A 26219-nucleotide genomic window follows, 5' to 3' on the forward strand; every position below is an offset into this window, starting at 1 on the left:
GAGCGGTAGTGGACATCGCGTTCGCCGTGGCGCCCGTGGTGCTCGTGACGCTGCTCATCGGCGTGCGCGGGGTGGCGGCGATCCGGACGACGTCGGACTTCCTCGTCGCGTCAAGGCGGATCTCGCCGTTCGTGAACTCCGCCGCGGTGTCCGGTGAGTACCTGTCCGCCGCGTCGTTCCTCGGGGTGGCCGGGCTGGTGGTGAAGGACGGCGTCGGCGCGCTCTGGTATCCGGTCGGGTTCACCGCGGGGTACATCGCGATGCTGGTGCTCGTCGCGGCGCCCATGCGACGCTCCGGCGCGCTGACCGTGCCGGACTTCGCCGAGGCGCGCCTGGCCTCGCCCGCGCTGCGGCGGCTGGCCGCGGTGGTGGTGCTGGTGATCGGCACGATCTACGTGGTCCCGCAGTTCCGCACGGCCGGGCTGGTGCTCACCGCGGTCGGCGGCACGCCGTACTGGGTCGGCGTGGTCATCGCGGGCACGGCCGTGAGTGTCACCCTCGCGCTCGGCGGGATGCGCGCGGCGACGTACGTGCAGGCGTTCCAGTTCTTCCTGAAGCTGCTGCTGTTCCTCGTCCCCGCGCTCTGGCTCGTGCTGCACGTCGGCGCGGCGGACCGCGAAGCCGCGCTCAACCCGGTGGAGTTCACGCACTTCGGGCGCGAGACCCCGGTGGAGTTCCAGGCCGACGTCACGCTGGAGCTGCGCGAGCCGACCACACTCGTCACCGCCGGCCGGCCCAGCACCCTCCCGCCCGGGGAACTGACCGCCCACAGCGGGGAACGGCTGGTGTTCGCCGCGGGCGCGCCGGTCCCGGCCGTGCGCGGCGGCGCGGCGCTCGGCGGGCCGGACTGGCAACGGCCGTTGCTCGACCTCGACGACCAGGGCTACCCGCTGCTCGGCACCTGGGCCGTGCTCATCGCCACCATGCTCGGCACGATGGGCCTGCCCCACGTGCTGATGCGCTTCAACACCAGCCCGGACGGCCGCGCCGCCCGCCGCACCGCGGCCATCACCGTCGCCCTGCTCGGCGTGTTCTACCTCTTCCCCGGCATCTACGGGGTGCTCGGCCGGGTGCTCGTGCCCGAGCTCTACCTCTCCGGCGCCACCGACACCGTGGTCGTCGCGCTGCCGGCCCAGGTCGACCACGGCTGGGCCGGCCAGCTGTTCACCGCGCTGCTCACCGCGGGCGCGTTCGCCGCGTTCCTCGCGACTTCGCTCGGCCTGCTGCTGGTGATGTCCGGCGCGCTCGCCTACGACCTGATGGCCGGCGGCCTTCGCCGGCTGCGCGTGACGGTGGTGTTCGCCGCCGTCGCGATGGTCCTGCTCGCGCTCCCCTCGGCGGGCCTCGACGCCGGGGTGCTGGTGACGTGGGGCTTCACCGTGGCCGCGTCGACGTTCTGCCCGCTGCTGGTGCTCGGCATCTGGTGGCCGCGGCTCACCGCGGCCGGCGCGATCGCCGGGGTGCTCGCCGGGCTGCTCGGCTCGTCCGGCTCGATCCTGTTCTCGCTCACCGGGCCGGCGCTGCACGGCTGGGTGGCGATCTTGGTGGCGCAACCGGCACCCTGGTCGGTACCGCTCGCGTTCGGCGTGATGGCCGTGGTCTCGCTGCGCGGCCGGCCGCCGTCCTGGGCCGGGGCGGCGATGCTCCGCCTGCACCTCGACGAGCGCGAGCGCGGTCCGGGGCCGCCCCATTCGACGGCGCCCGCGTACCGCTCGTCAACCGTTCGTCGTGTCGCCCGGCGTTTGAGCCGCTGACGGTTCCTCCCGCCGCGTCCGCTTCCTTACTGTGGCGCGGACCACATTCGCAGCGTCGCGAGGGAGAAGCCCATGACCGCAGGCGAAACCGACGTGACCGGCGGCCCGCCGGACGCGGACTGGGAGCAGGTGCAGCAGAGCGCGGAGTTCCGCGAGCTGCGCGGGCGCCTGCGCCGTTTCGTCTTCCCGATGGCCGGGCTGTTCCTCGCCTGGTACCTGCTGTACGTGCTGCTGGCGGACTACGCGCACGGGTTCATGAGCACCAAGCTGGCCGGGAACTTCACCGTCGGCCTGCTGTTCGGCCTGCTGCAGTTCGTCTCCACGTTCGTCATCACGGGACTGTATGTCCGCTACGCCAACCGGAAACTGGACCCGCTGTCCGACCGGATCCGCGCGGACATCGAGGCACCGGCCGCGAAGGAGTCCGAATGACCACGCTCGCGGCCGGCGTAGAGGGCAGCAACCCGACGCTGAACATCATCATCTTCGCCGTGTTCGTGCTGATCACGCTCGTGATCGTGTTCCGCGCGAGCCGCAACAGCCGAACCGCCTCGGACTACTACGCCGCCGGGCGCGCGTTCACCGGCCCGCAGAACGGCATCGCGATCTCCGGCGACTACCTGTCGGCCGCGTCGTTCCTCGGCATCGCCGGCGCCATCGCGGTCTACGGCTACGACGGTTTCCTCTATTCGATCGGCTTCCTGGTCGCCTGGCTGGTCGCGCTGCTGCTCGTCGCGGAGCTGCTCCGCAACACCGGCCGGTTCACCATGGGCGACGTGCTGGCGTTCCGGATGAAACAACGCCCGGTGCGCGCCGCCGCGGCCATCTCGACGCTCGTGGTGTCGTTCTTCTACCTGCTGGCGCAGATGTCCGGCGCGGGCGGCCTGGTCGCGCTGCTGCTGGGCATCGAGGGCAAGGCCGCGCAGTCGGTGGTCATCGCCGTGGTCGGCGTGATCATGATCGCCTACGTGCTGATCGGCGGCATGAAGGGCACCACCTGGGTGCAGATCATCAAGGCCGCGCTGCTGATCATCGGCGCGCTCGTGATGACGCTGTGGGTGCTGGGCAAGTACGGCTTCAACTTCTCCGGCCTGTTGCAGGGCGCCGTCGACAAGGCGGGCAAGGCCGGCGAGACGCTGCTCGGGCCGGGCAAGCAGTACGGCGCCACCGGAACGTCCAAACTGGACTTCTTCTCGCTCGGCATCGCGCTGGTGCTCGGCACCGCGGGCCTGCCCCACGTGCTGATGCGCTTCTACACCGTGCCGACGGCCCGCGAGGCCCGCCGCTCGGTGGTCTGGGCGATCGTGCTGATCGGCGTGTTCTACCTGTTCACCCTGGTGCTCGGCTACGGCGCCGGCGCGCTGGTCGGGCCGGAGGAGATCAAGGCCGCGCCCGGCGGGGTCAACTCGGCGGCGCCGCTGCTGGCGCTCAACCTCGGCGGCCCGGTGCTGCTGGGGCTGATCTCCGCCATCGCGTTCGCCACGATCCTCGCCGTGGTGGCGGGGCTGACGATCACCGCGTCGGCGTCGTTCGCCCACGACGTGTACGCGAACGTCTTCAAGAAGGGCAAGACCACGCCGGGTTCGGAGGTCCGGGTCGCGCGGATCACCGCGCTGGTGATCGGTGCCGTCGCCATCCTCGGCGGCATCCTCGCCAACGGGCAGAACGTCGCCTTCCTGGTGGCGCTGGCCTTCGCCGTCGCCGCCTCGGCGAACCTGCCGACGATCCTGTATTCGCTGTTCTGGAAGCGGTTCAACACCCAGGGCGCGCTGTGGAGCATCTACGGCGGGCTGATCATCACCATCGTGCTGATCGTCTTCTCCCCCGCGGTCTCCGGGAAGCCGATCGACGCGAAGACGGGCAAGAGCGCGTCGATGATCCAGGGCGTGGACTTCCACTGGTTCCCGCTCGACAACCCGGGCCTGGTCTCGATCCCGATCGCGTTTTTCCTCGGCTGGCTCGGGACTGTGCTGTCGAAGGAGCACAACGCGGCGAAGTACGCGGAGATGGAGGTGCGGTCCCTGACCGGCGCGGGCGCCGAGAAGGCCACCGAGCACTGACGTGGTGAACGGCCCGTTCACGGCACCGGCTTGGTGTCGCGAACGGGCCGTTTGCCGTCGGTCAGTACGGCAAGCGCCCCTTGGCTATCCCCCCGAGAACGTCCTGCAGCACCCCACGCACATGCCGCCACAGCCCCGTGCCCAGGGAAATCCGCGCCACCCCCAGCTCCGCGAGCGCGGAAAGCCCAGGCCCACCGGGCAAAGCGGCCGCATTCACCGGACCGCCGACCTGGCGGACGAACTCGCCGAGCAGTTCGGGTGAGCGCACCAGGATCGGGTACACGCAGTCCGCGCCCGCCTCGAGGTACGCGCGGCCGCGGGCCACAGCGTCGTCGAACACCGCCGCTTCGTCGGGAGCGCCGAGGAACGAGTCGACGCGCGCGTTCAGCACCAGGTCGTCACCCGCGGCCTTGCGCAGTTCCGTGATGCGCGCGGCCTGCTCGCCGATCGGCCGAAGGCCACCGCCGACGTGATCGGTGTCCTCGTAGTTGCACCCGGCCGCGCCGATCCCCAGCAGGCGGCCCGCGAGGTCCGCCGGCGCCAGGCCGTACCCGGACTCGGCGTCGACGGTCACCGCCGCGGTCACCGCGCCGGCGATCCGCGCGGCGGCGGCGAGCATGTCGTCCACCGGCGCGCCCTCGCCGTCCGGGTGGCCGAGCGCCGCCGCGACCGCCGCGGAACTCGTTGCCACCACAGGGAAACCGGCCTCGACGACCAGGCGCGCGGAATCGGCGTCCCAGGCGTTCGGCAGCACCAGCGGGCGCCCCGGAACGTGCAGCGCCCGCAGTGCGCCGGCGCTCACGCGCTGCGGTCCGGCAACGGCGAGTGGCTGGGGACGGCGATGCGGTTCCACGCGTTGATCGTGATGATCGCCCACGCGATCACCCGGTACTGCTCTTCGGTGAACACCCGGACGGCCTCGGCGTAGACGTCCTCGGGCACGTCCTTGGCGTCGGCGATCCGCGTCATGGACTCGGTCAGCGCCAGCGCCGCGCGCTCCTGCTCGGTGTACAGCTCGGCCTCGCGCCAGGCTTCGAGCACGAAGATCCGGCGGGGCGATTCGCCCATCCCGATGGCGTCGTGGGTGTGCATGTCGAGGCAGAAGGCGCAGCCGTTGATCTGCGAGGCGCGGATCTTCACCAGCTCCATCAGCTTCCCGTCGACCCCGGCGTTCGCGGCCGCTTTCTCGACCTCGCCCTGCAGGTGGGCCATGGCCTGGTAGATCCCGGGCACTCCGCGCCCGATCGCGATGCGTGTTGTCATGTCTTCGACACTAGCTCGAACTGGTCCACGAGTATGGTCCAGTGTCATGGCGGAAACGTGGTCCAGTTCGGGCATCGACGTCCACCTCGGCTGGCGGCCGGACACGGGACGGCCGGGGCTCGCGGACGCGATCCGCGCGGCCATCCGGTCGGGGCGCTGGCAGCCGGGCGCGACGGTCCCGTCCACGCGCGCGCTGGCGGCCGACCTCGGTGTCGCGAGGGGGACCGTCACGCGCGTGTACGCCGACCTCGCCGCCGAGGGCTACCTGCACACCCTTCAGGGCGCGCCCACCCGCGTCGCGACTGCGGGAGCGCTGCCGCAGTCCGCGCCACGGCCCGTCCCGCGTGAACCGGCACCGCGCTGGGACCTGCGCCCGGGACGGCCGGACCTGACGATGTTCCCCCGCGCCGACTGGCAAGCCGCCACCCGCAAAGCGTTGCAGCACGCGGCCGCGGCCGATTTCGGCTACACGTCTTTGCTGGGCGCGCCCGAGCTGCGAGCCGCGCTGGCGGGTTACCTCTCCCGCAGCCGCGGTGTGCTCGCCGACCCCGAGCGGACCGTGGTGTGCTGCGGTTTCTCGCACGCCGTCGCGCTGCTCTCGCGGGTCCTGGGAGAACGCGGAGTGACCGAAACGGCCTTCGAGAACCCCTCGCTGGGCATCTACCGCGACATCGCCGTCGCGAACGGGCAGCGGATCCGGCCGGTGGACGTCGACGCGCACGGGCTGCGAGTGTCCGAACTGGACAGTCCCGCCGTGGTGGTCACCGCTGCGCACCAGTACCCGATGGGCGTCGCGCTCGCGCCCGAGCGGCGGGCGTCGCTGACCCGATGGGCGGCGAAGACCGGCGCGATCGTCATCGAGGACGACTACGACGGCGAGTTCCGGTACGACCGCCAGCAGGTCGGCGCGCTTCAAGCGCTGGCGCCCGAGCACGTCGTCTACGCGGGCACGGCGAGCAAGACGCTCGCACCCGCCCTGCGGCTGGCCTGGCTGGTGCTGCCGCGGGCGCTGGTCGAGCCGGTCCGCGCGGCGATGTTCGACAGCGGCGCGCGGCCGCCCCTGATCGACCAGCTCGCGCTGGCCGAGCTGATCACCTCGGGCGCCTACGACCGGCACGTCCGCCGGGCCCGCACGGAGTACCGGGCGCGCCGCGACCGGCTGCTGGCCGCGCTGCCCGGCACCGTCCGTCCACAAGGGATCGCCGCCGGCCTGCACCTGCTGCTCATGCTGGACGGCCCCTCGAGCCCGGCCGAGACCGACGTACTGGCCGCGTGCCGCCGCCGGTCGATCGGCATCGAGGGCCTCACGCAGTGGTGGCACGGCGAACGCGGGCCGGGCGGGGTGATCGCCGGGTACGGCGCCCCGGCCGGCCACGCGTTCGCCGGCGCCACTCAGGCCCTGGTCGAGGCCTTGTGGGAGGTCACTTCCTGACCGTTCAGCCGCAGAAGACGCACAGCGGCAGGACGTGCCTCAGCTCGGTGGTCAGGACCGGCGTGCCGTCGACGGGGGTGGTGCCCGGCGGGGTGTCCGCGTCCGGCTTGATGCCGCCCGCGGCGACCTTGTCCAGCGTGCGCAGGCCGGGTGCGCCGACCGTGCCGAAGACGGTGTAGTTGGGCAGCAGCGTGGAATCGCCGTACACGACGAAGAACTGCGAGCCGTTGGTGTCCGGGCCGGCGTTCGCCATGGCCAGCAGGCCGCGCGAGTAGATCCGGCGCTGGCCGGTCGGGTCGTTCGGCGCGGGCGGCAGCGTGGTGGGCAGCTCGTCGCCGAACTTGTAGCCGGGCCCGCCCTCGCCGGTGGCCGACGGGTCGCCGCACTGGAGCACCTTCAGCGTCGGGTACGCCGTGAGCCGGTGGCAGGTGGTGAAGTCGTAGAACCGCTGGGTGGCCAGGTGCACGAAGCTCTGCACGGTGCACGGGGCCTGCGCGCGGTCCAGCCGCAGCGGCAGCGAGCCCTGGCTGGTGGAGACCAGCACGTCCACCTTGCCGTGGTCCGGGGTGTGCCGCGGGTCCGGCGGCAGCGAGACGGGCCGGACCGCGGGGTCGTCCGGCGTCTCGGTGTACTGGCACGGGCCGTGCGTGACCTTCGGCGGCGCGGTGCCGGTCGCCGCGGTGGCCGCGGGCGTGACCGCGGCGAACAGCGCGCCGGCCGCCAGCGCGGTGACGAGGAGTCTCTTCATGCGATGCCTTTCCGATGATCCCCAGTAGCAGATCCGCAGTATAGGAACGCCCGCGCCGGCGCGGCAGCCCGCGAAAGTCGCGGATGCTCACCGGACCCTGACCGGCGCCTGACAAGTCCTCCCTAGCGTGCCGGTATGTCGATCATCCGCCTCCGCGCCGTGCTGCTCGCCGGCGCCGCGCTGTCTCTGCTTTCGATGGGAGCCGTGACTCCTGCCTACGCGGCCGAGGTCGCCACCAGCGACCTCGCCGTGACGCCCGCCCAGCAGCAGGCCGTACTCGATTACTGGACCCCGGAGCGGATCAAGGCACTCACGCAGCCGTCTTCGGACAACCCGCCGAAAGCCGCCGCCGACGGCGCGCCGTGGACCGGCCCGGGCGCCACCTTCGGCCGGCTTTTCTTCACCGACCACGGCGAGGACGTCAGCTGCACCGCGACGGTGGTCCACAGCGCCAACCGCAGCACGGTCGTCACGGCCGGGCATTGCGTGGAGAACACCGACCTGCTGGGCGAAAACCCGGCCTGGAACGCCAATTCCCTGTTCATCCCCGGCTACCACGACGGACTGGCGCCATACGGGAAGTTCGTCGGACGCCTCGGCGTCGCCGACTCGACCTGGCTCGCGAACGACCAGCAGAACGCGGCGAAGTTCGACGCCTACGACCAGGCTTTCGTGGCGCTCAACCCGAACGAAGCGGGCCAGCGTGTCGAAGACGCCGTGGGCGCGGCGCAGAACATCGGCTTCGACACCCCGGGCGACGCCGACGTCCACCAGTTCGGCTATCCGCGCGCCGCGTCCGACCCGGCGCGCGAGGGCCTGCCCGAGTACATCGGCGAGCGCCTGGCGTTCTGCCACGGCCCGGCGAAGCACTACCCGGGCACCACGGACCACCCCGACTCCCCCGACGAGTGGGGCACCGCGTGCGTAATGGGCGGCGGCTCCAGCGGCGGCCCGCGCCTGCGCGACTTCGACCCCGCCACCGGTCTGGGCACCGTCGTCGGCGACAACACCCACGCCGGTTTCTTCGACGCCGCGGGGAAAGTCTGCCCCTCGGGCGCCACCGGGAACTGCACCCGGTACTTGGTGGGACCGCAGTTCAGCACGGCGATCACCCGGCCGCTGTACGAACGGGCCCAGTCGGCGCAGTGACCATCGTTTGCGCCGCCGGGGCGAATGTCCCGGCGGCGCAAGCACTTCCGGCCGTCAATAACCCCGCAGATCGGTGATCAGGGCCTCCGCCGCGGCGAACGGGTCGAGTTCGCGGGCCACCACGAGGTCGGCGAGGTCGGTGAGGCGGTCGCCGTCGCGGAGGTCGGCCAGTTCGGCGCGCAGGCGGCGCAGGGCGATTGCCTCCACCTCGTCGCGGGCGCGGGCCGAGCGGCGGCGGGCCAGTTCGCCGTGGGCCGTCAGCCAGGTGTGGTGCGAGTCCAGCGCCGCGACGACCTCGGTGGCGCCCTCGCCCTTCGACGCGATGGTCCGCACGATGGGCTGCCGCCAGCTGGGGCCGCGCAGTTCGCGCCGGGCCAGGGAAATCATCTGCTTCAGGTCGTGCACGGTCGCCTCGGCGCCGTCGCGGTCGGCCTTGTTGACCACGAACACGTCCGCGATCTCCAGCACCCCCGCCTTCGCCGCCTGGATCCCGTCGCCCATGCCGGGCGCGAGCAGGACCACGGTGGTGTCGGCCAGCTTCACAACGTCCACTTCGGACTGTCCGACCCCGACGGTCTCGATCAGCACCACGTCGAAGCTCGCCGCGTCGAGCACCCGCACCGCCTGCGGCGTCGCCCAGGACAGGCCGCCGAGGTGGCCGCGGGTGGCCATGGAGCGGATGAAGACCCCGGGGTCGGTCGCGTGCTCGGTCATCCGGATCCGGTCGCCCAGCAGGGCGCCGCCGGAAAACGGCGAGGACGGGTCGATCGCCAGCACCCCGACCCGCCGGCCCGCCGAACGCAGCGCCGTGAGCAGCGCGGACGTCGATGTCGACTTGCCGACACCGGGCGGGCCGGTCAGGCCGATCACCCGCGCGTTGCCGGTGTACGGCGTCAGCAGGCGGGCGATGTCCGCGACCCGCGGCGAGGAGTCCTCGACCAGCGAGATCAACCGGGCGACCGCGCGCGGCTGTCCCTCTCGCGCGCGGCCGACCAGTTCGTCCAGATCGGTTGCAGGCAACCCTTTACGCCGAGGGGACGCGAAGCAGCAGCGCGTCTCCTTGGCCGCCGCCTCCGCACAGCGCGGCCGCGCCGAGACCGCCACCGCGGCGGCGCAGCTCGTGCACCAGGTGCACGGCCAGGCGGGCGCCGGACGCGCCGATCGGGTGACCCAGCGCGATGGCGCCGCCGTTCGCGTTCACCTTCGCCGGGTCCAGGCCCAGCTTCTCGGACGAGACCACGCCGACGGCGGCGAACGCCTCGTTGATCTCGACCAGGTCGAGGTCGCCCACGTCCAGCTTCGCCTTGGCCAGCGCCTTGCGGATCGCGTTGGACGGCTGCTCGTGCAGTGAGGCGTCCGGGCCGGCGACCACGCCGTGCGCGCCGATCTCGGCCAGCGGCGTGAGGCCCAGCTCCGCGGCCTTCTCCGGGCTGCAGACCACCACCGCGGCCGCGCCGTCGGAGATCTGCGACGAGGTGCCGGCCGTGATCGTGCCGTCGGAGGCGAACGCCGGGCGCAGCCGGGCGAGGCTCTCGACCGTGGTGTCGGCGCGGACGCCCTCGTCGGCGCTGAACAGCACCGGGTCGCCCTTGCGCTGCGGGATCGAAACCGGCGCGATCTCCTCGCGGAAGAACCCGGCCTCGATGGCCGCCGCGGCGCGCTGGTGCGAACGCGCGGAGAACTCGTCCTGCTGCTCGCGGGTGAGGCCGTAGCGGACGTTGTGCTTCTCCGTCGAGGCGCCCATGGCGACCTGGTCGAAGGCGCAGAACAGGCCGTCGTAGGCCATGTGGTCGAGCATCGTCACGTCGCCGTATTTGAAGCCGGCGCGGGATTTCGGCAGCAGGTGCGGCGCCTGCGTCATCGACTCCTGGCCGCCGGCCACGACGAGGTCGAACTCGCCGGCGCGGATCAGCTGGTCGGCCAGCGCGATCGCGTCCAGGCCGGAGAGGCAGACCTTGTTGATGGTCAGCGCGGGCACGTCCATCGGGATGCCCGCGGCCACGGCCGCCTGCCGCGCCGGGATCTGGCCCGCGCCGGCGGTGAGGACCTGGCCCATGATCGTGTATTCGACGTCCTTCGGGGAGACGCCGGCGCGCTCCAGCGCCGCCTTGATCGCGAACCCGCCGAGCTGCGCGCCCGAGAAGTCCTTCAGCGAGCCGAGCAGCCGCCCGATCGGAGTACGGGCAGCGCCCACGATCACAGAACCGGACACGACGTCCTCCAAAGCATCAGTGCACTGGCAGTCCAAGTGACCATACCCGCGCGGCGAGGGCCGACGCGCTTCTTGATTGAGCCAGTGTGAGGGGACGCACGTGCCGATTCAGGGGGCTTCCCCAGCCGGTGGGCGCTTATCCTGCCGGGTATGAACGCAGAGTCCGCCCAAGCCGTGCTCAAGCCCTTCGTGACGGCCATCGACCACGTCGGCATCGCGGTGCCCGACCTCGACGCCGCGATCGCCTTCCAGACGGAGCACTTCGGCCTGGAAGTCGCGCACGAGGAGGTGAACGAGGAGCAGGGCGTCCGCGAGGCGATGCTGCGGGCCCCCGGCACCGCGGGCACCGAGACGATGATCCAGCTGCTCGCGCCCCTGCGCGACGACTCGACGATCGCGAAGTTCCTCGGCCGCAGCGGGCCCGGGCTGCAGCAGCTCGCGTTCCGGGTGTCCGATGTGGACGCTGCCGCCGCGGCACTGCGGGCCAAGGGACTGCGCCTGCTCTTCGACGAGGCCAAGCGCGGCACCTCGGACAGCCGGGTCAACTTCGTGCACCCCAAGGACGCCGGCGGCGTGCTGGTCGAACTGGTCGAGCCGGCGGCCCGCACCGCGCACTGAACCGCCGCGAACATCAGTCGGCCGGGGCGGCCTTGCGGACCTTCGAGGAGAGGGCGTTCGCGAGGAAGGTCAGCTCGCCGTCGAATTCGGCCGGGCGGTCGTCGCGGGAGTGCCGGGCCGTGGCGTGGCGGTGGCTGACCGCGCGGGCCAGCAGGCCGGAGGCGTTGTCGACGTCGGCGACCGCCAGCCGTCCGCCCGCGGCGCCCACGATCACCGAGTGGACGAGCCGCACGAGCTGCTGGAACCGGTCCGCGAGCGCTTCGCGGACCACGTGGTGAGTGTCGGCCTCGCGCCAGAGCAGGTGCGAAAGCCCGAGCGAGCCCGTGAAACGCCGGTCCAGTTCGACCACCAGCCGGCGCAGGCTGCCCGCCAGATCGCCGGGGACGACCACCGTGGCGGGCTCGATCTGCTCGTCCGGCAGCCGGTCCACGAGCGCGGCGAGCAGGTCGGACTTGCGGCGGAAGTAGTAGTGCACCAGGCCCTTCGGCACCCCGGCGCGCTCCGCGATGCGGGACGTCGGGGTGGCCTCGAAGCCGGACTCGGCGAACAGCTCCTCAGCGGCGCTCAGGATTCGCTCTTTCGCCGAGTCCTCGGTCATGCCAGCTCCTTTGCTGCCAATACGCGGTCTTTCAGTGCTGCCCGGCGGTCCGGTGGGCGGCCTGTGCGACCGGCATCGCGGCCACACTGGCGATGATCGTCAGCGCGCCGGCCACCCAGGACGTCCACGACGCCCCGTTCATCTCGGTGTACCCGATCACCCACGGCGCGATGAACAGCAACACGCCGAGGACGATCTGGATCCCTTCGCCGTAGACCGCGCCGGGCGCGCCCAGCGACACCAGGCCGTCGATGGCGACCAGCGCGCCGAGGACCACCATCGTCCACATCGCCGCGTTGCTCGTGCTCAGCCAAAGGGGTGAAAGAGCGGCGACAACACCGATGACGACCTCGGCCCAGTCGTGGGGCCGGGTCCAAGCGCGCGTCGAGACTTCACTCATTCGTGCTCACCTCCGCAGAGAACTCACTGTTCAGGAAGTTTCCTGACGTCGATTCTGCGCCTTGGTTGGCCAGCCGGTCAAGATCTGTGAGTCACACTTCGGGGTGTGCGAGTGCCCCTCGTCTCGTACAGTTGTGCCCGCGAGTTACTGGCGAGTAATTTCGAGCGCCACGCCGAGACCCGCTCCTTGTGGAGGTTCCGATGACGCAGCTCGACGAGATCAAGCAGGCCATCCTGAACGGCGAGAGCACCGCCGTCGCCGCACTGCCCGTGCCCGAGAGCTATCGCGGGGTGACGGTGCGCGAGGACGAGGTCGCGATGTTCGACGGCCTCGAGAGCAAGGACAAGGACCCGCGCAAGTCGTTGCACGTCGACGAGGTGCCGACCCCCGAGCTGGGCCCGGGCGAGGCGCTGGTCGCCGTGATGGCGAGCGCGATCAACTACAACACCGTGTGGACCTCGATCTTCGAGCCGATCCCCACGTTCAAGTTCCTGAAGAAGTACGGCAAGCTCTCGCCGCTGGCCAAGCGGCACGACCTGCCGTACCACGTGGTCGGCTCCGACCTGTCCGGCGTGGTGCTGCGCACCGGGGCCGGCGTGCACACCTGGAAGCCGGGCGACGAGGTCGTCGCGCACTGCCTGAACGTCGAGCTCGAGAGCCCGGACGGGCACAACGACACGATGCTCGACACCGAGCAGCGGATCTGGGGCTTCGAGACCAACTTCGGCGGGCTGGCCGAGATCGCGCTGGTCAAGGCGAACCAGCTGATGCCGAAGCCGGCGCACCTGACCTGGGAGGAGGCCGCCTCCCCCGGGCTGGTCAACTCCACCGCGTACCGGCAGCTGGTCTCGCGCAACGGCGCGGACCTGAAGCAGGGCGACGTCGTGCTGATCTGGGGCGCCTCGGGCGGCCTCGGCTCGTACGCCACGCAGTACGCGCTGAACGGCGGCGCGATCCCGGTGTGCGTGGTGTCCAGCCCGGAGAAGGCCGAGATCTGCCGGAAGCTCGGCGCCGAGCTGATCATCGACCGCAACGCCGAGGACTACCGGTTCTGGAAGGACGAGCACGAACAGGACCAGCGGGAGTGGCAGCGCTTCGGCGCGAAGATCCGCGAGCTGACCGGCGGCGAGGACCCGGACATCGTCTTCGAGCACCCGGGTCGCGAGACCTTCGGCGCGTCCGTCTACGCGGCGCGCAAGGGCGGCACGATCGTGACCTGCGCGTCGACATCGGGATACATGCACCAGTACGACAACCGGTACCTGTGGATGAACCTGAAGCGGATCGTCGGCTCGCACTTCGCGAACTACCGCGAGTCGTGGGAGGCCAACCGGCTGATCTCGAAGGGGCTCATCCACCCGACGCTGTCCAAGACCTATCCGCTCGAAGAGACCGGCCAGGCCGCGCTCGACGTGCACCGCAACGCCCATCAGGGCAAGGTCGGCGTGCTCGCGCTGGCGCCGGAGGAAGGGCTCGGCGTGCGTGATCGAGAACTGCGCGCCAAGCACCTCGACGCGATCAACGCGTTCCGTGGGGCCTGAACCCGGCCATCGGCCGATCACGTTCGCCCGCTCGGCGCACGTGTCGGCCGCACACCGTGGGTGCTCACCCGTCCGAGACCCCGTTGCGACTACGGTGGTCCCATGAGCCTTGGCGAGGAACGGGAGCTTGTGCCGCTGGGAGCCGGCTTCGACGTGGCGAAGCGCGGGTACAGCCGAGCACAGGTCGACGAACATCTGGAACGGCTGGACGCCGACCTGAAGATGCTCACCGGCGACCGCGACGCCGCCATCGGCCAGGCGGGCGACCTGGCGCGGCAGCTGGAGATCGCGCGCGGCGAGATCGCGGACCTGCGTGGCCAGGTGGACCGGCTGGCGCAGCCGCCGACGAGCGTCGAAGGCCTGTCCGAGCGGCTTCAGCGGATGCTGCGCCTGGCGCAGGACGAGGCCGCGGACACGCGCGCCCGCGCCGAGGCCGAAGCCGGTCACATCCGGGCGAAGGCGGAGACGGACGCGAGCGCCATGCGCGCCCGCTACGAGCAGCTGCTCACCGAGCTCGACCTCCGGCGCAAGGAGATGGAGGCGGAGCACCGCAAGGTGCTCGAGGACGCCCGCGCCGAGGGCAAGGCGATCACGGACAAGGCCGAGGCCGAGCGCAAGAAGCTCGACGCGGAGTCCGAGGCCCGCCGCACGCAGGTCGAAGAGGACTTCGAGATCGCGATGGCGGCGCGGCGCACCGAGGCGATGCGCGCGCTGGCCGAGCAGGAGGCCGCGAGCAAGGCCGAGGCCGAGCGCCGGGTCCGCGAGGCGACCGAGGACGCCGCCGCGATCCGCGCGAAGGTGCTCGAAGAGGAGACCACCGCGAAGGCGGACATCGAACGCCGTCAGCGCGAGTCGGTCGCCGACGCCAACAAGCGCCGTCAGGACTCGATCACCGAGGCCAACGCCCGGCTCGCCGAGGCGGCCGACGAGGCCCGCCGCCGGGTGCGCACCGCCACCGACGAGTCGAACCGGCGGATCACCCAGGCGAACGAGCGGGTCGAGTCGCTGCGCAACGTCCGGTCCAGCCTGGCCGAGCAGGTGCGCCAGGCCCGGACCGTGCTGGCCGAAGCACACCACGTGCTCGGCGAGACCGACACGAACGTGCCGGCGGACATCAAGGCGGCGCCCTCGCCCGTCCCGGCCGCCGCTGCTGCGGGGAAGCCCTCGAACGGCGAGCACGAAACGGTCCGGCTGCGGGCCTCGGACGTCCAGAAGCCGAAGGCCCAGGCCCAGGCGTCACCGCGTCCGGCGGGGAAACCGACTGGCGAGTAACCTACGTCCCGACAAGGGGCGAGGCCGCCCTTTCGCCGGGTCGCTGGGAGGTTCGCGGATGGCTGTGTATCGGACTGTGGTGGTGGGCACCGACGGGTCGGACTCGTCGTTCGCCGCGGTGGACCGGGCGGCCGGGGTCGCCGCCGACGCCGGGGCCACCCTGGTCGTGGTGTGCGCCTACTACCCGGCGAGCAAGCACGACGTCGACCGCGCCCAGGACGAGCTGGGTGAGGAGTCCTACCAGGTGGTCGGCTCGGCGCCGGCCGAGGACACCCTCCAGAGCGCCCGTGACCGCGCGGCCAAGGCCGGCGCGAAGAACGTCGAGACGGTGGCGCTGAAGGGCGAGCCGGTCGAGGCGCTGCGCAAGGTCGTGCACGAGCGCTCGGCCGACCTGCTGGTGGTCGGCAACCGCGGGCTCAACACGCTCGCCGGGCGGATCCTGGGCTCGGTGCCGTCGGAGGTGGCCCGCAAGTCGGGCGTCGACGTGCTCATCGTGCACACGACCTGAGCCGTGGCCCAGGACGATCTCCAGCAACGCCTCGAGCGGGTGCTGCTCGGCGGGCCGCGTAAGTACACGCGCCTGGACGTGGCCCAGAAGGCCGGCGTGCCCGAGGAACGCTCGCGGCGGCTGTGGCGGGCCCTCGGGTTCGCGACGGTGGACGACGACGAGACCGTGTTCACCGACGCCGACGTGGCGGCCATGCGCACGGCCGACCAGCTCGTGCAGTCCGGGCTGGTGGAGCAGCACCTCGAAGTCGCGGTGACGCGCGCGCTCGGCCAGCACCTCTCGCGGCTGGCCGAGTGGCAGGTGCACATGCTGTGGCAGCTCATCACCGAAAACCCCGAGCTGGCGCGCAGCGACCGGCAGGTGGCGCGCCTGGTGGAGCGGCTGCTGCCCGAGCTGGAGCAGGTGCAGAACTTCGTCTGGCGCCGGCATTTGGCCGCGTACGCGGGCCGCGCGTTCGCTTCCTCGGACGAGGACCTCGAGGCGCGCACGCAGATCGTCGGCTTCGTCGACATGGTCGGCTACACCCGGCTCACCCGCCAGATCGACGAGGACGAGCTGAGCCAGGTGCTGGACGCCTTCGAGTCGCTGGCCACCGAGGTCATCGCCGAGCACCACGGCCGCGTGGTCAAGATGATCGGCGACGAGGTCCTGTTCGTGGCCGACGAGCCCGCGGCGGCCGCCGAGATCGCGCTGACGCTGACCGAGCGGACCAGCGCCGCGCCCGACCTGCCGGCGGTGCGCGCGGGCCTGGCGTCGGGCCGCATCCTGTCCCGCTTCGGCGACGTGTACGGCTCGGTGGTCAACCTCGCCGCGCGCCTCACCTCGGTCGCCCGCCCGGACACGATCCTGGTGGACCGCGAGCTGGCGGCTTCGCTCGAATCGTTGCCGGCCTACGAGCTCCGCACCCGGCGCCCGGTGGCCGTGCGCGGTTACAACCGGCTGCGGCCGTCCGCGTTGCGACGGGCCAAGGATGAGCCCTCGGGGATGTTCGCGTCTTCGCAGCAACTGGCCGCGGAGATGATGGGACTGCCGGAAACCGTCGAGGACACCGAGGGGGCAACGGAATCTGCCGCCGAGGACTTGACGGTGGGCTCGCGGCGGCGTCGCAGGCGTCGCTAGCTTTCGGGGGCCCTCGGGAAAGTGGCCACGAACCGCGCACTCACGGGACTATCGGCAACGCGGAGCGTGCCGCCGTGGCGCCGGGTGATGGTGCGGGCGATGGCGAGGCCCAGCCCGGTTCCGCCGGCATCACGGGCGCGGGCGTCGTCGAGGCGGGTGAAGCGGTCGAAGACGCGTTCGCGGTCGGTCGCGGGGATCCCGGGGCCGTCGTCGCGGACCTCGAGGACGACGGTAGCCGCGTCGATCGAGACGGTGACCGACACCGTGGATTCAGCGTGCCGGACAGCGTTGTCGAGCAGGTTGCGCAGCACTCGTTCCAGCTGCTCGGAATGGCCCTGCACAAGGGAATCCGGGTCCGCCTGGCACTGGATCTCCACGTCGCCGCCGAGGTAACGGCGTTCGGCGGACTGCTCCTCGGCCAGCGCGGCGAGGTCCACGAAACCGGTGGGGCGCCGGTGTTCCCCGTCCTGCTCGGCGAGCAGCAGGAGATCGGCGACCAGTGACTGCAGGCGGTCGATGTCGCCCAGCGCGCGGCCGGTGATCGAAGGCCAGTCGGCCTGGTCCGGGTGGCTGCGGGCGATGTCGAGCCAGGTGCGCAGGCCGGCCAGCGGGCTGCGCAGCTCGTGGCTGGCGTCGGCGACGAACTGCTGTTGCTGGCGCATGGCCAGCTGAAGGCGGTCGAGCGTGGTGTTGGTGGTGGTGGCCAGGTCGGCGATCTCGTCGCGCGCGGCGGGCACCGGCACCCGACGTTGCAAAGCGTGTTCGCCGATCTCGGCCATTTCCGCGCGGATCGCCCCCACCGGGCGCAGCGCGCGGCCGGCGATCGTCCACGCGGCGGCCGCGACGAACAGCACCGACAGCGGAATCCCGATCCACAGCGCCACATCGACCCCACCGAGCGCGCGCTCCGTGTAGTACGGCTCCACGAACACGTACACGGTGGCGTTCACGTACTCGGGATGCTCGGGCACCGCGAGCGGGGTGGGCAGACCGCTGAAGAAGAAGTGCCCGGACCGGCCCGGCGGAGTCACCAGCTCGACCGGCAGCCGCACCGACAGGCCCTCGACCTCGAACGTGCGGTCCTCCAGATTGTTGTCGACCCCGGCGACCGCGCCTCGGCCGAACGTCACCGTCCGGTCCGGGACGTGCTGGTTCGGCGCCGCCGGGGGCAGCGGGGCCTGTCCGGGGTAGTAGGTCGCCAGGTTCTGGCTGCGGACCGCCACCTGGCCCGAGCCCAGCACCACCTCGAAGGTGGCGCCGTCGAGGCTGGTGTGAGCGACCGGGGAGTCGGGTGGGTTGGGGCCGTCGTAACGAGTGCCTTCGAACCGGGTGAACAGGAAGCCCGTCAGCGCCTGGGTGGTGAGGAACCGCGACTGTTCCATGGTCCGGACCTCGACGAAGTGCCGGGCCCACAGGCCGCCGAGGGTGAAGGCGAACGCGCAGGCCAGCCCCGCGACCAGCGCCGACCTCGCCCGGGTCGGCAGGGGCCACCAGTCACGCATCGGCCAGCAGCCGGTAGCCGACCCCGCGCACGGTGTCGATGGTTCGGCAGCCGAAGGGGACGTCGATCTTGCGGCGCAACGCGCTCACGTACACCTCGATCACGTTGGAATCCCCCTGGTAGGCGCCGTCCCACACCCGGTCCAGGATCTCGGTCTTCGACACCACGTAACCGGCTTGGCGGGCCAGGCACTCCAGCACGGTGAACTCCTTGGCCGTCAAGCGGATCTCCTGCCCGGCGCGGTGACAGGCGCGCCGGGCCGGGTCGATCACCAGCTCGCCGACCTCGATCTTCGGGGACCGGGTGGACGGCGCGCGGCGCAGCAGGGCCCGCAGCCGCGCGGTCAGCACAACCCAGGCGAACGGCTTGCTCAGGTAGTCGTCGGCCCCGGTGTCGAGCGCCTCGGCCTCGTCGTGCTCGCCGTTCTTCGCGGTCAGCATCAGGATCGGGGTGTCCACGCCGGACCGGCGCAGTTCGGCGCAGACCCGGTAGCCGTTCAGGCCCGGCAGCATGATGTCGAGGATGACCGCGTCGTAGGGCTGGGTCATGGCCTGCTCCAGGCCGACCGCGCCATTGCCGGTCACGTCCACGGCGTACCCGTCGGCCCGCAGTCCCCAGGCCAGGGCGTCGGCGAGCCGCGTCTCGTCTTCGATCACCAGTACCCGCACCACCCCATGATCCATGACGCCTCGCCCGGGGCTGAAATCCTCTTCAGGATCCTTCAGGATCAGCTCACCCCCGTTGACCACGCTCGCCGGGGTGAGCCTGCTGACCGATCCCCCACTGTCCACAGTGGCCCGGCCACGCCGGGTGCCGGCGTTCCGGCTGGGCCTGCTCGGCTCGGTCCTGCTGTGCGCCGGCGCGCTCGGCGCCGGGGCCACGATGGCCAACGACCCGCTGTTCACCGGCACCGTGTTCGGCGCGCTGCGCCAAGGCCCGGGGAAAGCGCTCTCGACCGCGGTGCTCTACCTCGGCGTCGGCCTGCTGGTGCTGGCCTGGTTACGGCTGGGCCGGGAGGTCCAGGCCGGGACCACCGACACGCGCGGGGTGACGCGGGCGATCCTGTGGTGGACCGTGCCGCTGCTGCTGGCGCCGCCGTTGTTCAGCACCGATCTATATTCGTATCTGGCGCAAGGGGTGGTCGCTGACTCCGGCGCGAATCCGTACTCGACGGTGCCCGCCGCGCTGTCCCACCCGATCATCGACAACCCGGGCAGCCACCGATGGCTGACCGTCACTTCGCCGTACGGGCCGCTGTTCGTCCTGATCACCAAGATCGGGATCGGCGTGACGGGCGGGACACTCCTGCCCGCCGCGCTCCTGACCCGGCTGCTGCTCACCGGTGGGCTGCTGTTGCTGTGCCTCTCGCTCCCCCGGCTGTGTCATCACCTCGGCGGACGGCCGGCGAACGCGCTGTGGCTCGGCGCCGCCAATCCGCTGGTGCTGCTGGTCCTGGTCTCCGGCGCGCACAACGACCTGCTCATGGCCGGGCTGCTCGCCCGCGGCACGCTGTTCGTGCTCGACCACGAGCACGTCCGCGGTTTCGCGCTGGTGGCCACCGCGGCGGCGGTGAAGGTGCCCGCGGCCGTGGCGCTGCCGTTCCTGGTGTGGGTCTGGGCGGCGCACCGCGCTGGTGCTTCACGGCGCGTGCTGGTCCCGATGGCCGGCGCGATCGCGACCGTGGCCGGCGTTTTCGGGCTGTGGACGGTCGTGGCCGGGGTCGATCTCGGCTGGCTTTCCGCGCTGGGCACCAACTCCTGGGTCGAGACCTGGCTCTCGATCCCCACGGCGACCGGGAAGCTGGTCGGTTACCTGACCCCGCTGGGCACCCAGGCCGGGGTGCTCACGGCGGCCCGGACGGCCGGCTGGGTCGTGCTCGCCGGGCTCCTCGCCTGGCTGTGGTGGCGTTCCCGCGAGGGCGGCCCGGCAGCGATTCGCGGGGCCGCGCTCGCCCTGCTCGTCACCGCGCTGTTCAACGCGGTGACGTTCCCCTGGTACGTCAGCTGGCCGTTGGCGCTGGCCGCCGCGATGAAGTGGCGGCCATCGCGGACCGGCGTCGCCGCGGGGTTGTCGGTGTGGCTGCTGCTCACCACTCATCCGGACGGCGTGACCCTGCTGCCGTGGTGGGGCTTCGCCGCGGTCTACCTCCTCGCACCGCTGGTGGCCTTCGCCGGGTACCGGGCCGCTCAGGCGTCGTAGTCGACGGTGACGCGGTCGGTGACCGGGTGGGACTGACAGGTGAGCACGAACCCGGCGTCCACTTCGGACTTCTCCAGGGCGAAGTTGCGGCGCATCTCCACCGATCCCTCCGTGACGCGGGCGCGGCAGGTGCCGCACACCCCGCCCTTGCAGGCGAAGGGCAGGTCCGGGCGGAAGCGCTGCGCGCCGTCCAGCACGGACGACTCGCGGGGCAGGCTCATGGTCGTCGAACGGCCGTCCAGCACCAGAGTGACCTCCGAGGACGCGCCGACGACGGCGGCGTCCACGTGCTTCACCGGCTCCGGCGGCACATCGTCGACGTAGAACAGCTCTTGGTGCACACGCTCAGCGGGCACGCCGAGTGACGAGAGGAGTTCCTGCGCTCCCGTCACCATCCCGAACGGGCCGCACAGCCAGAAGTGGTCCGCCTCGTCCACCGGGACCAGCGAGTCGAACAGCGCCCGCAGCTTGTCCACGTCGAGGCGGCCGGTGAACAGCTCCGCCTCGCGGGGCTCGCGCGAGAGCACGTGCACCAGCTCCAGCCGCGACGGCCAGCGGTCCTTCAGGTCGGCCAGCTCGTCCGCGAACATCACCGTGTCCGTGCGTCGGTTGCCGTACAGCACGGTCACCGTCGCGTCCGGGGTCGCCAGCAACGAGGACGCGATCGACAGCACGGGCGTGATCCCCGAGCCCGCCGCGATCAGCACGTGGTGACCGCCCGTGGTCAGGTCCGGCGTGAACGACCCCGTCGGGGCCGCGACCTCCACCTCGTCACCCGCGCGGACTTCGTTGACCAGCCAGGACGAAAAGACGCCTTCGGGCACCAGCCGCACGCCGACGCGCGGCCGCGAGCCCGCCTGGGCGCAGATCGAGTACGAGCGGCGCTCGTCGCGGCCGTCGACGGAACGCCGCAGCGTCAACGACTGTCCGGGCGCGAACGCGAACGTCTCCGCCAGCGAAGGCGGCACCTCGAACGTGACGGCGACGGCGTCGTCGCAGAGCCGCTCGACCTCTGCGACCCGCAGAGAGTGGAAGCCCGTGCGCCGGGAAACCGCGGTGGCCACTTCAGATCTCCTTGACGTGTTCGAACGGTTCCAGGCACGAGCGGCACCGCCGCAACGCCCGGCAGGCCGTCGCGCTGAACCGCGACTGCTCCTCGGTGTCGAGCGAGCCGCAGTGCGGGCAGGCCACGCGCGAAACCGGCGGCCCCAGCGTCAACGGGATCGGCCCGGCCGCCCGCCGCGGCGCGGCCCCCGGCGGCGCGATCCCGGCCTCGGCGAGCTTGCGCCGCCCGTCGGCCGAAATCCAGTCCGAGGTCCAGGCGGGCTCGAGCACCGTCCGGATCTCGACGTCGGTGAACCCGGCGCCCAGCAACGCGTGCTCCAGGTCGTCGCGCATGGTGTCCATCGCCGGGCAGCCGGTGTAGGTGGGTGTGATCGCCACCGTCACCCGGCCGTCCTTTTCGGACACTTCGCGCAGCACCCCGAGGTCCGCCAGCGTCAACATCGGCAGCTCGGGATCGGTGACGGTGGACGCCACGGCGCCCGCGGTCACCACGTCGCACCCGGCATAGCCCGGGCGACGCTCTGGAGCTCGCCGACCAGGAAGCCCATCTTCTCGGTGTGCACGCCGTCGCGGCCCATCCGCCCGGAAACCCCGGCCACGGCACCGGTTTCCGGCCGTTCGACCGTGGCGGCCGCGAAGACCTGGTCCACCACCGCGTCGAACTCGGGCCGCAGCGTCGCCGCGTCCACCAGCTCCAGCGGGTGGGTGGTGAACAGCTCGCCCACGTACGGCCAGACCTCGGCCAGGCCTTCCTGCACGCGCTCGTGCGACAGCTCGGTGCCGTCGCCGAGCCGGATCAGCCACTGGGCCGCGTAATCGCGGTGGTAGGTCAGCTCCTTGACCCCCTTGGCGGCGATCGCGGCGAGCACCGGGTCCGCACTGGTTTCAAGCCGCTGCAGCAAGGCGAGCCGCCAGGTCGAGAACACGAACAGCCGGGCGATCAGGTGACCGAAGTGGCCGCCGCCCAGCTCGGCGAGGCGGACGTTGCGGAACTCGTGCTCCGCCCGCGAGAAGGCGAACGCGTCCTCGGTCCGGTCCGAGCCGTCGGCCTTGCCGGCGCGGGCCAGCAGGAGCCGGGCCTGGCCGAGCAGGTCGAGGGCGATGTTGGCGACCGCCACCTCGTCCTCCAGCTCGGGCGCGTTCGTCACCCACTCCTGGAGGCGGTGCGAGAAGATCAGCGCGTCGTCGCCCAGCATGAGGCAGTACGCGCCCAGCGCGGCGGCGTCCAGCCCCGCCGGCACCGAAGTGTCCATTCCGGACAGTGGGTCCTCGAACCCCGTGCCGAACGCCCAGCGCGCGTCGTTCTCCTCGGTCAGCGACTCGTAGACGTTGTCGAAACTCATATGTGCGGCACATCCTCGGGGATGTCGTAGAACGTCGGGTGCCGGTACACCTTGTCGCCGCTGGGCGCGAAGAACGGGTCCTTCTCATCCGGCGAGGACGCGGTGATGTCCGCCGCCTTCACGACCCAGATCGACACGCCCTCGTTACGGCGGGTGTAGAGGTCACGCGCGTTGTGCAGCGCCATGTCGTCGTCGGCCGCGTGCAGCGAGCCGACGTGCACGTGGTTCAGCCCGCGCTTACCCCGGACGAACACCTCGTACAACGGCCAATCGTGCTTCATCACGAACCCTTCTGTGTCCCCTGGGGCCTAGCCCCAGACCCCGGCCGGGGGACGAGCCCCCCTGGACCCCCCAACTGCTGTTTGGCGGCGTGGGCTGAAGCTGCCTCACGAACCCAAGCCCCTTCGTCGTGCGCGCGCTTGCGGTGCGCGACACGCGCAGTGTTACAGGGCCCGTTGCCCTTCAGCACGTTCTTGAACTCGTCCCAGTCGACGGCGCCGAAGTCGTAGTGCCCCCGCTCGGCGCTCCAGCGCAGGTCCGGGTCCGGGAAGGTGACGCCCAGGGCCTCGGCCTGCGGCACCGACATGTCGACGAACCGCTGCCGCAGCTCGTCGTTGGTGTGCCGCTTGACCTTCCACGCCATGGACTGCGCGGTGTTCGGCGAGTCCGCGTCCGGCGGGCCGAACATCATCAGCGACGGCCACCACCAGCGGTTCACCGCTTCCTGGACCATCTCGCGCTGCTGGTCGGTGCCCCGCATCATCGTCATCAGCAGCTCGTACCCCTGCCGCTGGTGGAACGACTCCTCCTTGCAGATGCGGATCATCGCCCGCGCGTACGGCCCGTACGAGCTGCGGCACAGCGGCACCTGGTTGCAGATCGCGGCGCCGTCGACCAGCCAGCCGATCACGCCGACGTCGGCGAAGGTCAGCGTCGGGTAGTTGAAGATCGACGAGTACTTCTGCCGCCCGGTGATCAGCTTGTCGGTCAGGTCCGCGCGGTCCGCGCCCAGCGTCGCCGCGGCCGAGTACAGGTACAGCCCGTGGCCGGCCTCGTCCTGCACCTTGGCGAGCAGGATCGCCTTGCGCCGCAAGGAAGGCGCGCGCGTGATCCAGTTGCCCTCCGGCTGCATGCCGATGATCTCCGAGTGCGCGTGCTGCGCGATCTGGCGGATCATCGTCTTGCGGTAGCCCTCGGGCACCCAGTCGCGCGGCTCGATGCGCTGGTCGCGCTCGATGGTGTGCTCGAAGAGTTCTTCGAGGTCCGGTTCGGGAAGCGTTGCGGTCACGGCTGCTCCTTCGAAACGAGGGTGAGCACGTCGTACTTGGCCACCGAGTCGCCGTCCTGGTTGGTGACGTCGGCGTCCCAGCGCACCTCGCCGTACTCCTGGTCGATCCGCGGGGTGATCTGCTTGGCGGTCAACGTCACCGTCAGCGCGTCGTCGACCTTGACCGGGGTGAGGAACCGCAGGTTCTCCAGCCCGTAGTTGGCCAGCACCGGGCCGGGCTCCGGCGAGACGAACAGGCCGGCCGCGAACGAGACCACCAGGTAGCCGTGCGCGACGATCCCGCCGAACAGCGGGTTGGCCGCGGCCGCCTCCGGGTTGGTGTGCGCGTAGAAGGTGTCGCCGGTGAACTCGGCGAAGTGGTCGATGTCCGCGCGGGTCACCGTGCGCGGGCCGGCCACCACGCAGTCACCGAGCCGCAGCTCGGCGAGCGACTTGCGGAACGGGTGCTCGCCTTCCGTCCGAGGGGCGCCGGCGACCCACTGGCCGGTGACGGTGCTCAGCACGGTCGGGCTGCCCTGCACGGCGGTGCGCTGCAAGTGGTGCATGACGCCGCGGATGCCGCCCATCTCCTCACCGCCACCGGCGCGGCCGGGACCGCCGTGGACGAGTTGCGGCATCGGCGATCCGTGGCCGGTCGATTCCTTCGCGTCTTCGCTGTCCAGCACCAGCAGCCGGCCGTGGTACGGCGCGACGCCGAGCACCACGGTCCGCGCGAAGGCCGGGTCGCCGGTCACGATCGACCCGACCAGGCTGCCGCCGCCGCGCGCGGCCAGCTCGATGACCTGCTCGACCGAGGTGTAGGGCAGCAGCGTGGACACCGGCCCGAACGCCTCGACCTCGTGCGGCTCCGAGCGCTCCGGGTCGGCCTTCAGCAGCACCGGCGACATGAACGCGCCCTTCGCGGCGTCGCCGTCCACCACGTCGACCTGCTCGGGATCGCCGAAGACCACGCTGCCCGCGTCGAGCAGGGCCTTGAGCGAACGCCGTACTTCCTCACGCTGTTCCAGGCTGGCCAGCGCGCCCATGCGGACGCCTTCCGTGGCCGGATTCCCGACGGTCACCTTCGCGAGCCGCGCGCTGGCGGCCTCCGCGACGTCGTCCAGCAGCTCGGCCGGTACGAACGCGCGCCGGATCGCGGTGCACTTCTGGCCCGCCTTCACGGTCATCTCGGTGACCAGCTGCTTCACGAACAGGTCGAACTCCGGGGTGGACGGCCGCGCGTCGGGCGCCAGGATCGAGCAGTTCAGCGAGTCCGCCTCCGCGTTGAACCGCACGGCGTTGCGGACGATCGCCGGGTGCGCCCGCAGCTTCTGCGCGGTGGACGCCGAGCCGGTGAACGACACCAGATCCTGCGCCGTGAGGTGGTCCAGCAGGTCGCCGACACTGCCGGCGACGAATTGCAGCGAGCCCTCGGGCAGGATGCCCGATTCGATGATCAGCTCCACCAGCCGCGCGGTCAGATAAGCCGTCTGGCTCGCGGGCTTGACCAGGCTCGGCACGCCGGCCAGGAACGCGGGCGCGAACTTCTCCAGCGGCCCCCACACCGGGAAGTTGAACGCGTTGATCTGGACCGCGACCCCGCGTAGCGGCGTGGCGATGTGCTGCGCGACGAAGGTGCCGCCCTTGCTCAGCGGCTCCACCGCGCCGTCGACGTACACGGTGTCGTTCGGCAGCTCGCGCTTGCCCTTCGAGCCGTAGCTGAACAGCACGCCGATGCCGCCGTCGATGTCGAACTTCGAGTCGCCCAGCGTGGCGCCGGTCTTCGCCGACAGCGCGTACAGCTCCTCGCGGTGCTCGCGCAGGTGCGAGGCGAGCGCCTTGAGCAGGGCCGCGCGCTGGTGGAAGGTCAGCTCACGCAGCGCCGGCCCGCCCACCGTGCGGCCGTAGCCGAGCGCGGCGGCGAAGTCGACGCCCTCGGACGAAACCCGCGCGACCTCCTCGCCAGTGGCCGCGTCGTGCAGCGGGACACCCCCGCCGGGCGCCGTGTGCCAACCACCGGAGACGTAGCTGCGGAGCAGAACCATGCCGACCCTCTCGCCGAATTACCAACCGGACGTTCAGTAAGTCGCATGGTAGCCGCTCCCGGCCCGTACCGAAACCCCCGAGTGCTTGACACCGGAGCCGCCGCCCGCCTTTACTGGCTCCGGAC

General features: G+C 71.5%; 26 protein-coding genes. 11 read left to right on the forward strand and 15 right to left on the reverse strand.

What is annotated here, in order from left to right:
- Positions 1-8 precede the first annotated feature (8 nt).
- From BMY97_RS28175 to BMY97_RS28185, 3 genes are all read left to right on the forward strand, one after another.
- A complete protein-coding gene (locus BMY97_RS28175) occupies positions 9-1754 on the forward strand; it encodes a sodium/solute symporter (protein ID WP_091622132.1) in 1746 nt (581 codons plus the stop codon).
- 72 nt (positions 1755-1826) lie between these two features.
- Positions 1827-2186, forward strand: a complete 360-nt coding sequence (locus tag BMY97_RS28180) for a DUF485 domain-containing protein (RefSeq protein WP_091622135.1) — start codon at positions 1827-1829, stop codon at positions 2184-2186.
- On the forward strand, positions 2183-3814 hold the full coding sequence (locus BMY97_RS28185; RefSeq protein WP_091622138.1) for a solute symporter family protein: 1632 nt from the start codon (positions 2183-2185) through the stop codon (positions 3812-3814). The genes BMY97_RS28180 and BMY97_RS28185 overlap by 4 nt, the downstream gene beginning before the upstream one ends.
- Before the next feature lie 61 nt (positions 3815-3875).
- Here BMY97_RS28185 and BMY97_RS28190 read toward each other — a convergent pair whose 3' ends face one another.
- Both BMY97_RS28190 and BMY97_RS28195 read right to left on the reverse strand, forming a co-directional pair.
- A complete protein-coding gene (locus BMY97_RS28190) occupies positions 3876-4616 on the reverse strand; it encodes an isocitrate lyase/PEP mutase family protein (protein WP_091622140.1) in 741 nt (246 codons plus the stop codon).
- Positions 4613-5077: a carboxymuconolactone decarboxylase family protein gene (locus BMY97_RS28195; RefSeq protein WP_091622143.1), complete on the reverse strand. Its 465-nt coding sequence runs from the start codon at positions 5075-5077 to the stop codon at positions 4613-4615. The genes BMY97_RS28190 and BMY97_RS28195 overlap by 4 nt, the downstream gene beginning before the upstream one ends.
- 46 nt (positions 5078-5123) lie before the next feature.
- Between BMY97_RS28195 and pdxR the strand changes: the two genes are divergently transcribed.
- Positions 5124-6509: a MocR-like pyridoxine biosynthesis transcription factor PdxR gene (gene pdxR, locus BMY97_RS28200; RefSeq protein ID WP_091622146.1), complete on the forward strand. Its 1386-nt coding sequence runs from the start codon at positions 5124-5126 to the stop codon at positions 6507-6509.
- 4 nt (positions 6510-6513) lie between these two features.
- Here the strand turns inward: pdxR and BMY97_RS28205 are convergent, their stop codons facing one another.
- Positions 6514-7257, reverse strand: coding sequence for a peptidylprolyl isomerase (locus tag BMY97_RS28205; protein WP_091622148.1), 744 nt, complete (start codon positions 7255-7257; stop codon positions 6514-6516).
- A gap of 135 nt (positions 7258-7392) precedes the next feature.
- Here BMY97_RS28205 and BMY97_RS28210 point away from each other — a divergent pair, with 135 nt between their 5' ends.
- Positions 7393-8406, forward strand: coding sequence for a trypsin-like serine peptidase (locus BMY97_RS28210; protein WP_245787529.1), 1014 nt, complete (start codon positions 7393-7395; stop codon positions 8404-8406).
- A 54-nt stretch (positions 8407-8460) separates the two neighbouring features.
- Here the strand turns inward: BMY97_RS28210 and meaB are convergent, their stop codons facing one another.
- The gene (gene meaB / locus BMY97_RS28215) at positions 8461-9426 is read right to left on the reverse strand and encodes a methylmalonyl Co-A mutase-associated GTPase MeaB (protein ID WP_091622151.1); all 966 of its coding nucleotides are present in this window, start codon (positions 9424-9426) and stop codon (positions 8461-8463) included.
- A 4-nt stretch (positions 9427-9430) separates the two neighbouring features.
- Positions 9431-10618, reverse strand: a complete 1188-nt coding sequence (locus BMY97_RS28220; RefSeq protein WP_091622535.1) for an acetyl-CoA C-acetyltransferase — start codon at positions 10616-10618, stop codon at positions 9431-9433.
- A 150-nt stretch (positions 10619-10768) separates the two neighbouring features.
- Here BMY97_RS28220 and mce point away from each other — a divergent pair, with 150 nt between their 5' ends.
- Positions 10769-11236, forward strand: a complete 468-nt coding sequence (gene mce, locus BMY97_RS28225; protein WP_091622154.1) for a methylmalonyl-CoA epimerase — start codon at positions 10769-10771, stop codon at positions 11234-11236.
- Positions 11237-11249: 13 nt separating this feature from the next.
- Here the strand turns inward: mce and BMY97_RS28230 are convergent, their stop codons facing one another.
- Positions 11250-11834, reverse strand: a complete 585-nt coding sequence (locus tag BMY97_RS28230) for a TetR/AcrR family transcriptional regulator (protein WP_091622157.1) — start codon at positions 11832-11834, stop codon at positions 11250-11252.
- Positions 11835-11865: 31 nt separating this feature from the next.
- Positions 11866-12234: an SPW repeat domain-containing protein gene (locus BMY97_RS28235; RefSeq protein ID WP_091622160.1), complete on the reverse strand. Its 369-nt coding sequence runs from the start codon at positions 12232-12234 to the stop codon at positions 11866-11868.
- Between the two features lie 200 nt (positions 12235-12434).
- On the opposite strand from BMY97_RS28235, the gene ccrA reads away from it, so the two are divergent.
- The 4 genes from ccrA to BMY97_RS28255 all read left to right on the forward strand — a co-directional run bounded on the left by ccrA (position 12435) and on the right by BMY97_RS28255 (position 16674).
- A complete protein-coding gene (ccrA, locus tag BMY97_RS28240) occupies positions 12435-13775 on the forward strand; it encodes a crotonyl-CoA carboxylase/reductase (RefSeq protein ID WP_091622163.1) in 1341 nt (446 codons plus the stop codon).
- A gap of 129 nt (positions 13776-13904) precedes the next feature.
- A complete protein-coding gene (locus BMY97_RS28245) occupies positions 13905-15047 on the forward strand; it encodes a coiled-coil domain-containing protein (RefSeq protein ID WP_091622165.1) in 1143 nt (380 codons plus the stop codon).
- Between the two features lie 58 nt (positions 15048-15105).
- The gene (locus BMY97_RS28250; protein ID WP_091622168.1) at positions 15106-15555 is read left to right on the forward strand and encodes a universal stress protein; all 450 of its coding nucleotides are present in this window, start codon (positions 15106-15108) and stop codon (positions 15553-15555) included.
- Between the two features lie 3 nt (positions 15556-15558).
- The gene (locus tag BMY97_RS28255) at positions 15559-16674 is read left to right on the forward strand and encodes an adenylate/guanylate cyclase domain-containing protein (RefSeq protein WP_091622171.1); all 1116 of its coding nucleotides are present in this window, start codon (positions 15559-15561) and stop codon (positions 16672-16674) included.
- On the opposite strand, the gene BMY97_RS28260 is transcribed toward BMY97_RS28255, so the two are convergent.
- Entirely contained in the window at positions 16671-18176 is a 1506-nt protein-coding gene (locus BMY97_RS28260) for a sensor histidine kinase (protein ID WP_245787531.1), read from the reverse strand. The genes BMY97_RS28255 and BMY97_RS28260 overlap by 4 nt on opposite strands.
- Positions 18169-18843, reverse strand: a complete 675-nt coding sequence (locus BMY97_RS28265; protein ID WP_177231596.1) for a response regulator transcription factor — start codon at positions 18841-18843, stop codon at positions 18169-18171. The genes BMY97_RS28260 and BMY97_RS28265 overlap by 8 nt, the downstream gene beginning before the upstream one ends.
- Before the next feature lie 73 nt (positions 18844-18916).
- Here BMY97_RS28265 and mptB point away from each other — a divergent pair, with 73 nt between their 5' ends.
- Positions 18917-20374, forward strand: a complete 1458-nt coding sequence (gene mptB, locus BMY97_RS28270; RefSeq protein WP_091622177.1) for a polyprenol phosphomannose-dependent alpha 1,6 mannosyltransferase MptB — start codon at positions 18917-18919, stop codon at positions 20372-20374.
- Here the strand turns inward: mptB and paaE are convergent.
- From paaE to paaZ, 6 genes are read right to left on the reverse strand one after another with little or no spacing between them, the layout of a single operon-like run.
- Positions 20362-21438, reverse strand: a complete 1077-nt coding sequence (gene paaE / locus BMY97_RS28275; protein WP_091622180.1) for a 1,2-phenylacetyl-CoA epoxidase subunit PaaE — start codon at positions 21436-21438, stop codon at positions 20362-20364. The genes mptB and paaE overlap by 13 nt on opposite strands.
- A gap of 1 nt (position 21439) precedes the next feature.
- Positions 21440-21931 (reverse strand): 1,2-phenylacetyl-CoA epoxidase subunit PaaD, encoded by a 492-nt coding sequence (paaD, locus tag BMY97_RS28280; protein WP_091622183.1) that lies wholly within the window; start codon positions 21929-21931, stop codon positions 21440-21442.
- Complete coding sequence (gene paaC / locus BMY97_RS28285; protein WP_091622186.1) at positions 21925-22782, reverse strand: 1,2-phenylacetyl-CoA epoxidase subunit PaaC; 858 nt, start codon at positions 22780-22782, stop codon at positions 21925-21927. The genes paaD and paaC overlap by 7 nt, the downstream gene beginning before the upstream one ends.
- On the reverse strand, positions 22779-23063 hold the full coding sequence (gene paaB / locus BMY97_RS28290) for a 1,2-phenylacetyl-CoA epoxidase subunit PaaB (protein ID WP_091622188.1): 285 nt from the start codon (positions 23061-23063) through the stop codon (positions 22779-22781). The genes paaC and paaB overlap by 4 nt, the downstream gene beginning before the upstream one ends.
- Positions 23063-24070, reverse strand: a complete 1008-nt coding sequence (gene paaA, locus BMY97_RS28295; RefSeq protein WP_245787532.1) for a 1,2-phenylacetyl-CoA epoxidase subunit PaaA — start codon at positions 24068-24070, stop codon at positions 23063-23065. Before paaA ends, paaB begins: the two co-directional genes overlap by 1 nt.
- Complete coding sequence (paaZ, locus tag BMY97_RS28300) at positions 24067-26094, reverse strand: phenylacetic acid degradation bifunctional protein PaaZ (RefSeq protein WP_091622191.1); 2028 nt, start codon at positions 26092-26094, stop codon at positions 24067-24069. Before paaZ ends, paaA begins: the two co-directional genes overlap by 4 nt.
- Positions 26095-26219 lie beyond the last annotated feature (125 nt).

Origin of the sequence: Amycolatopsis saalfeldensis (assembly GCF_900110575.1) — a bacterium.
Taxonomy (GTDB): domain Bacteria; phylum Actinomycetota; class Actinomycetes; order Mycobacteriales; family Pseudonocardiaceae; genus Amycolatopsis; species Amycolatopsis saalfeldensis.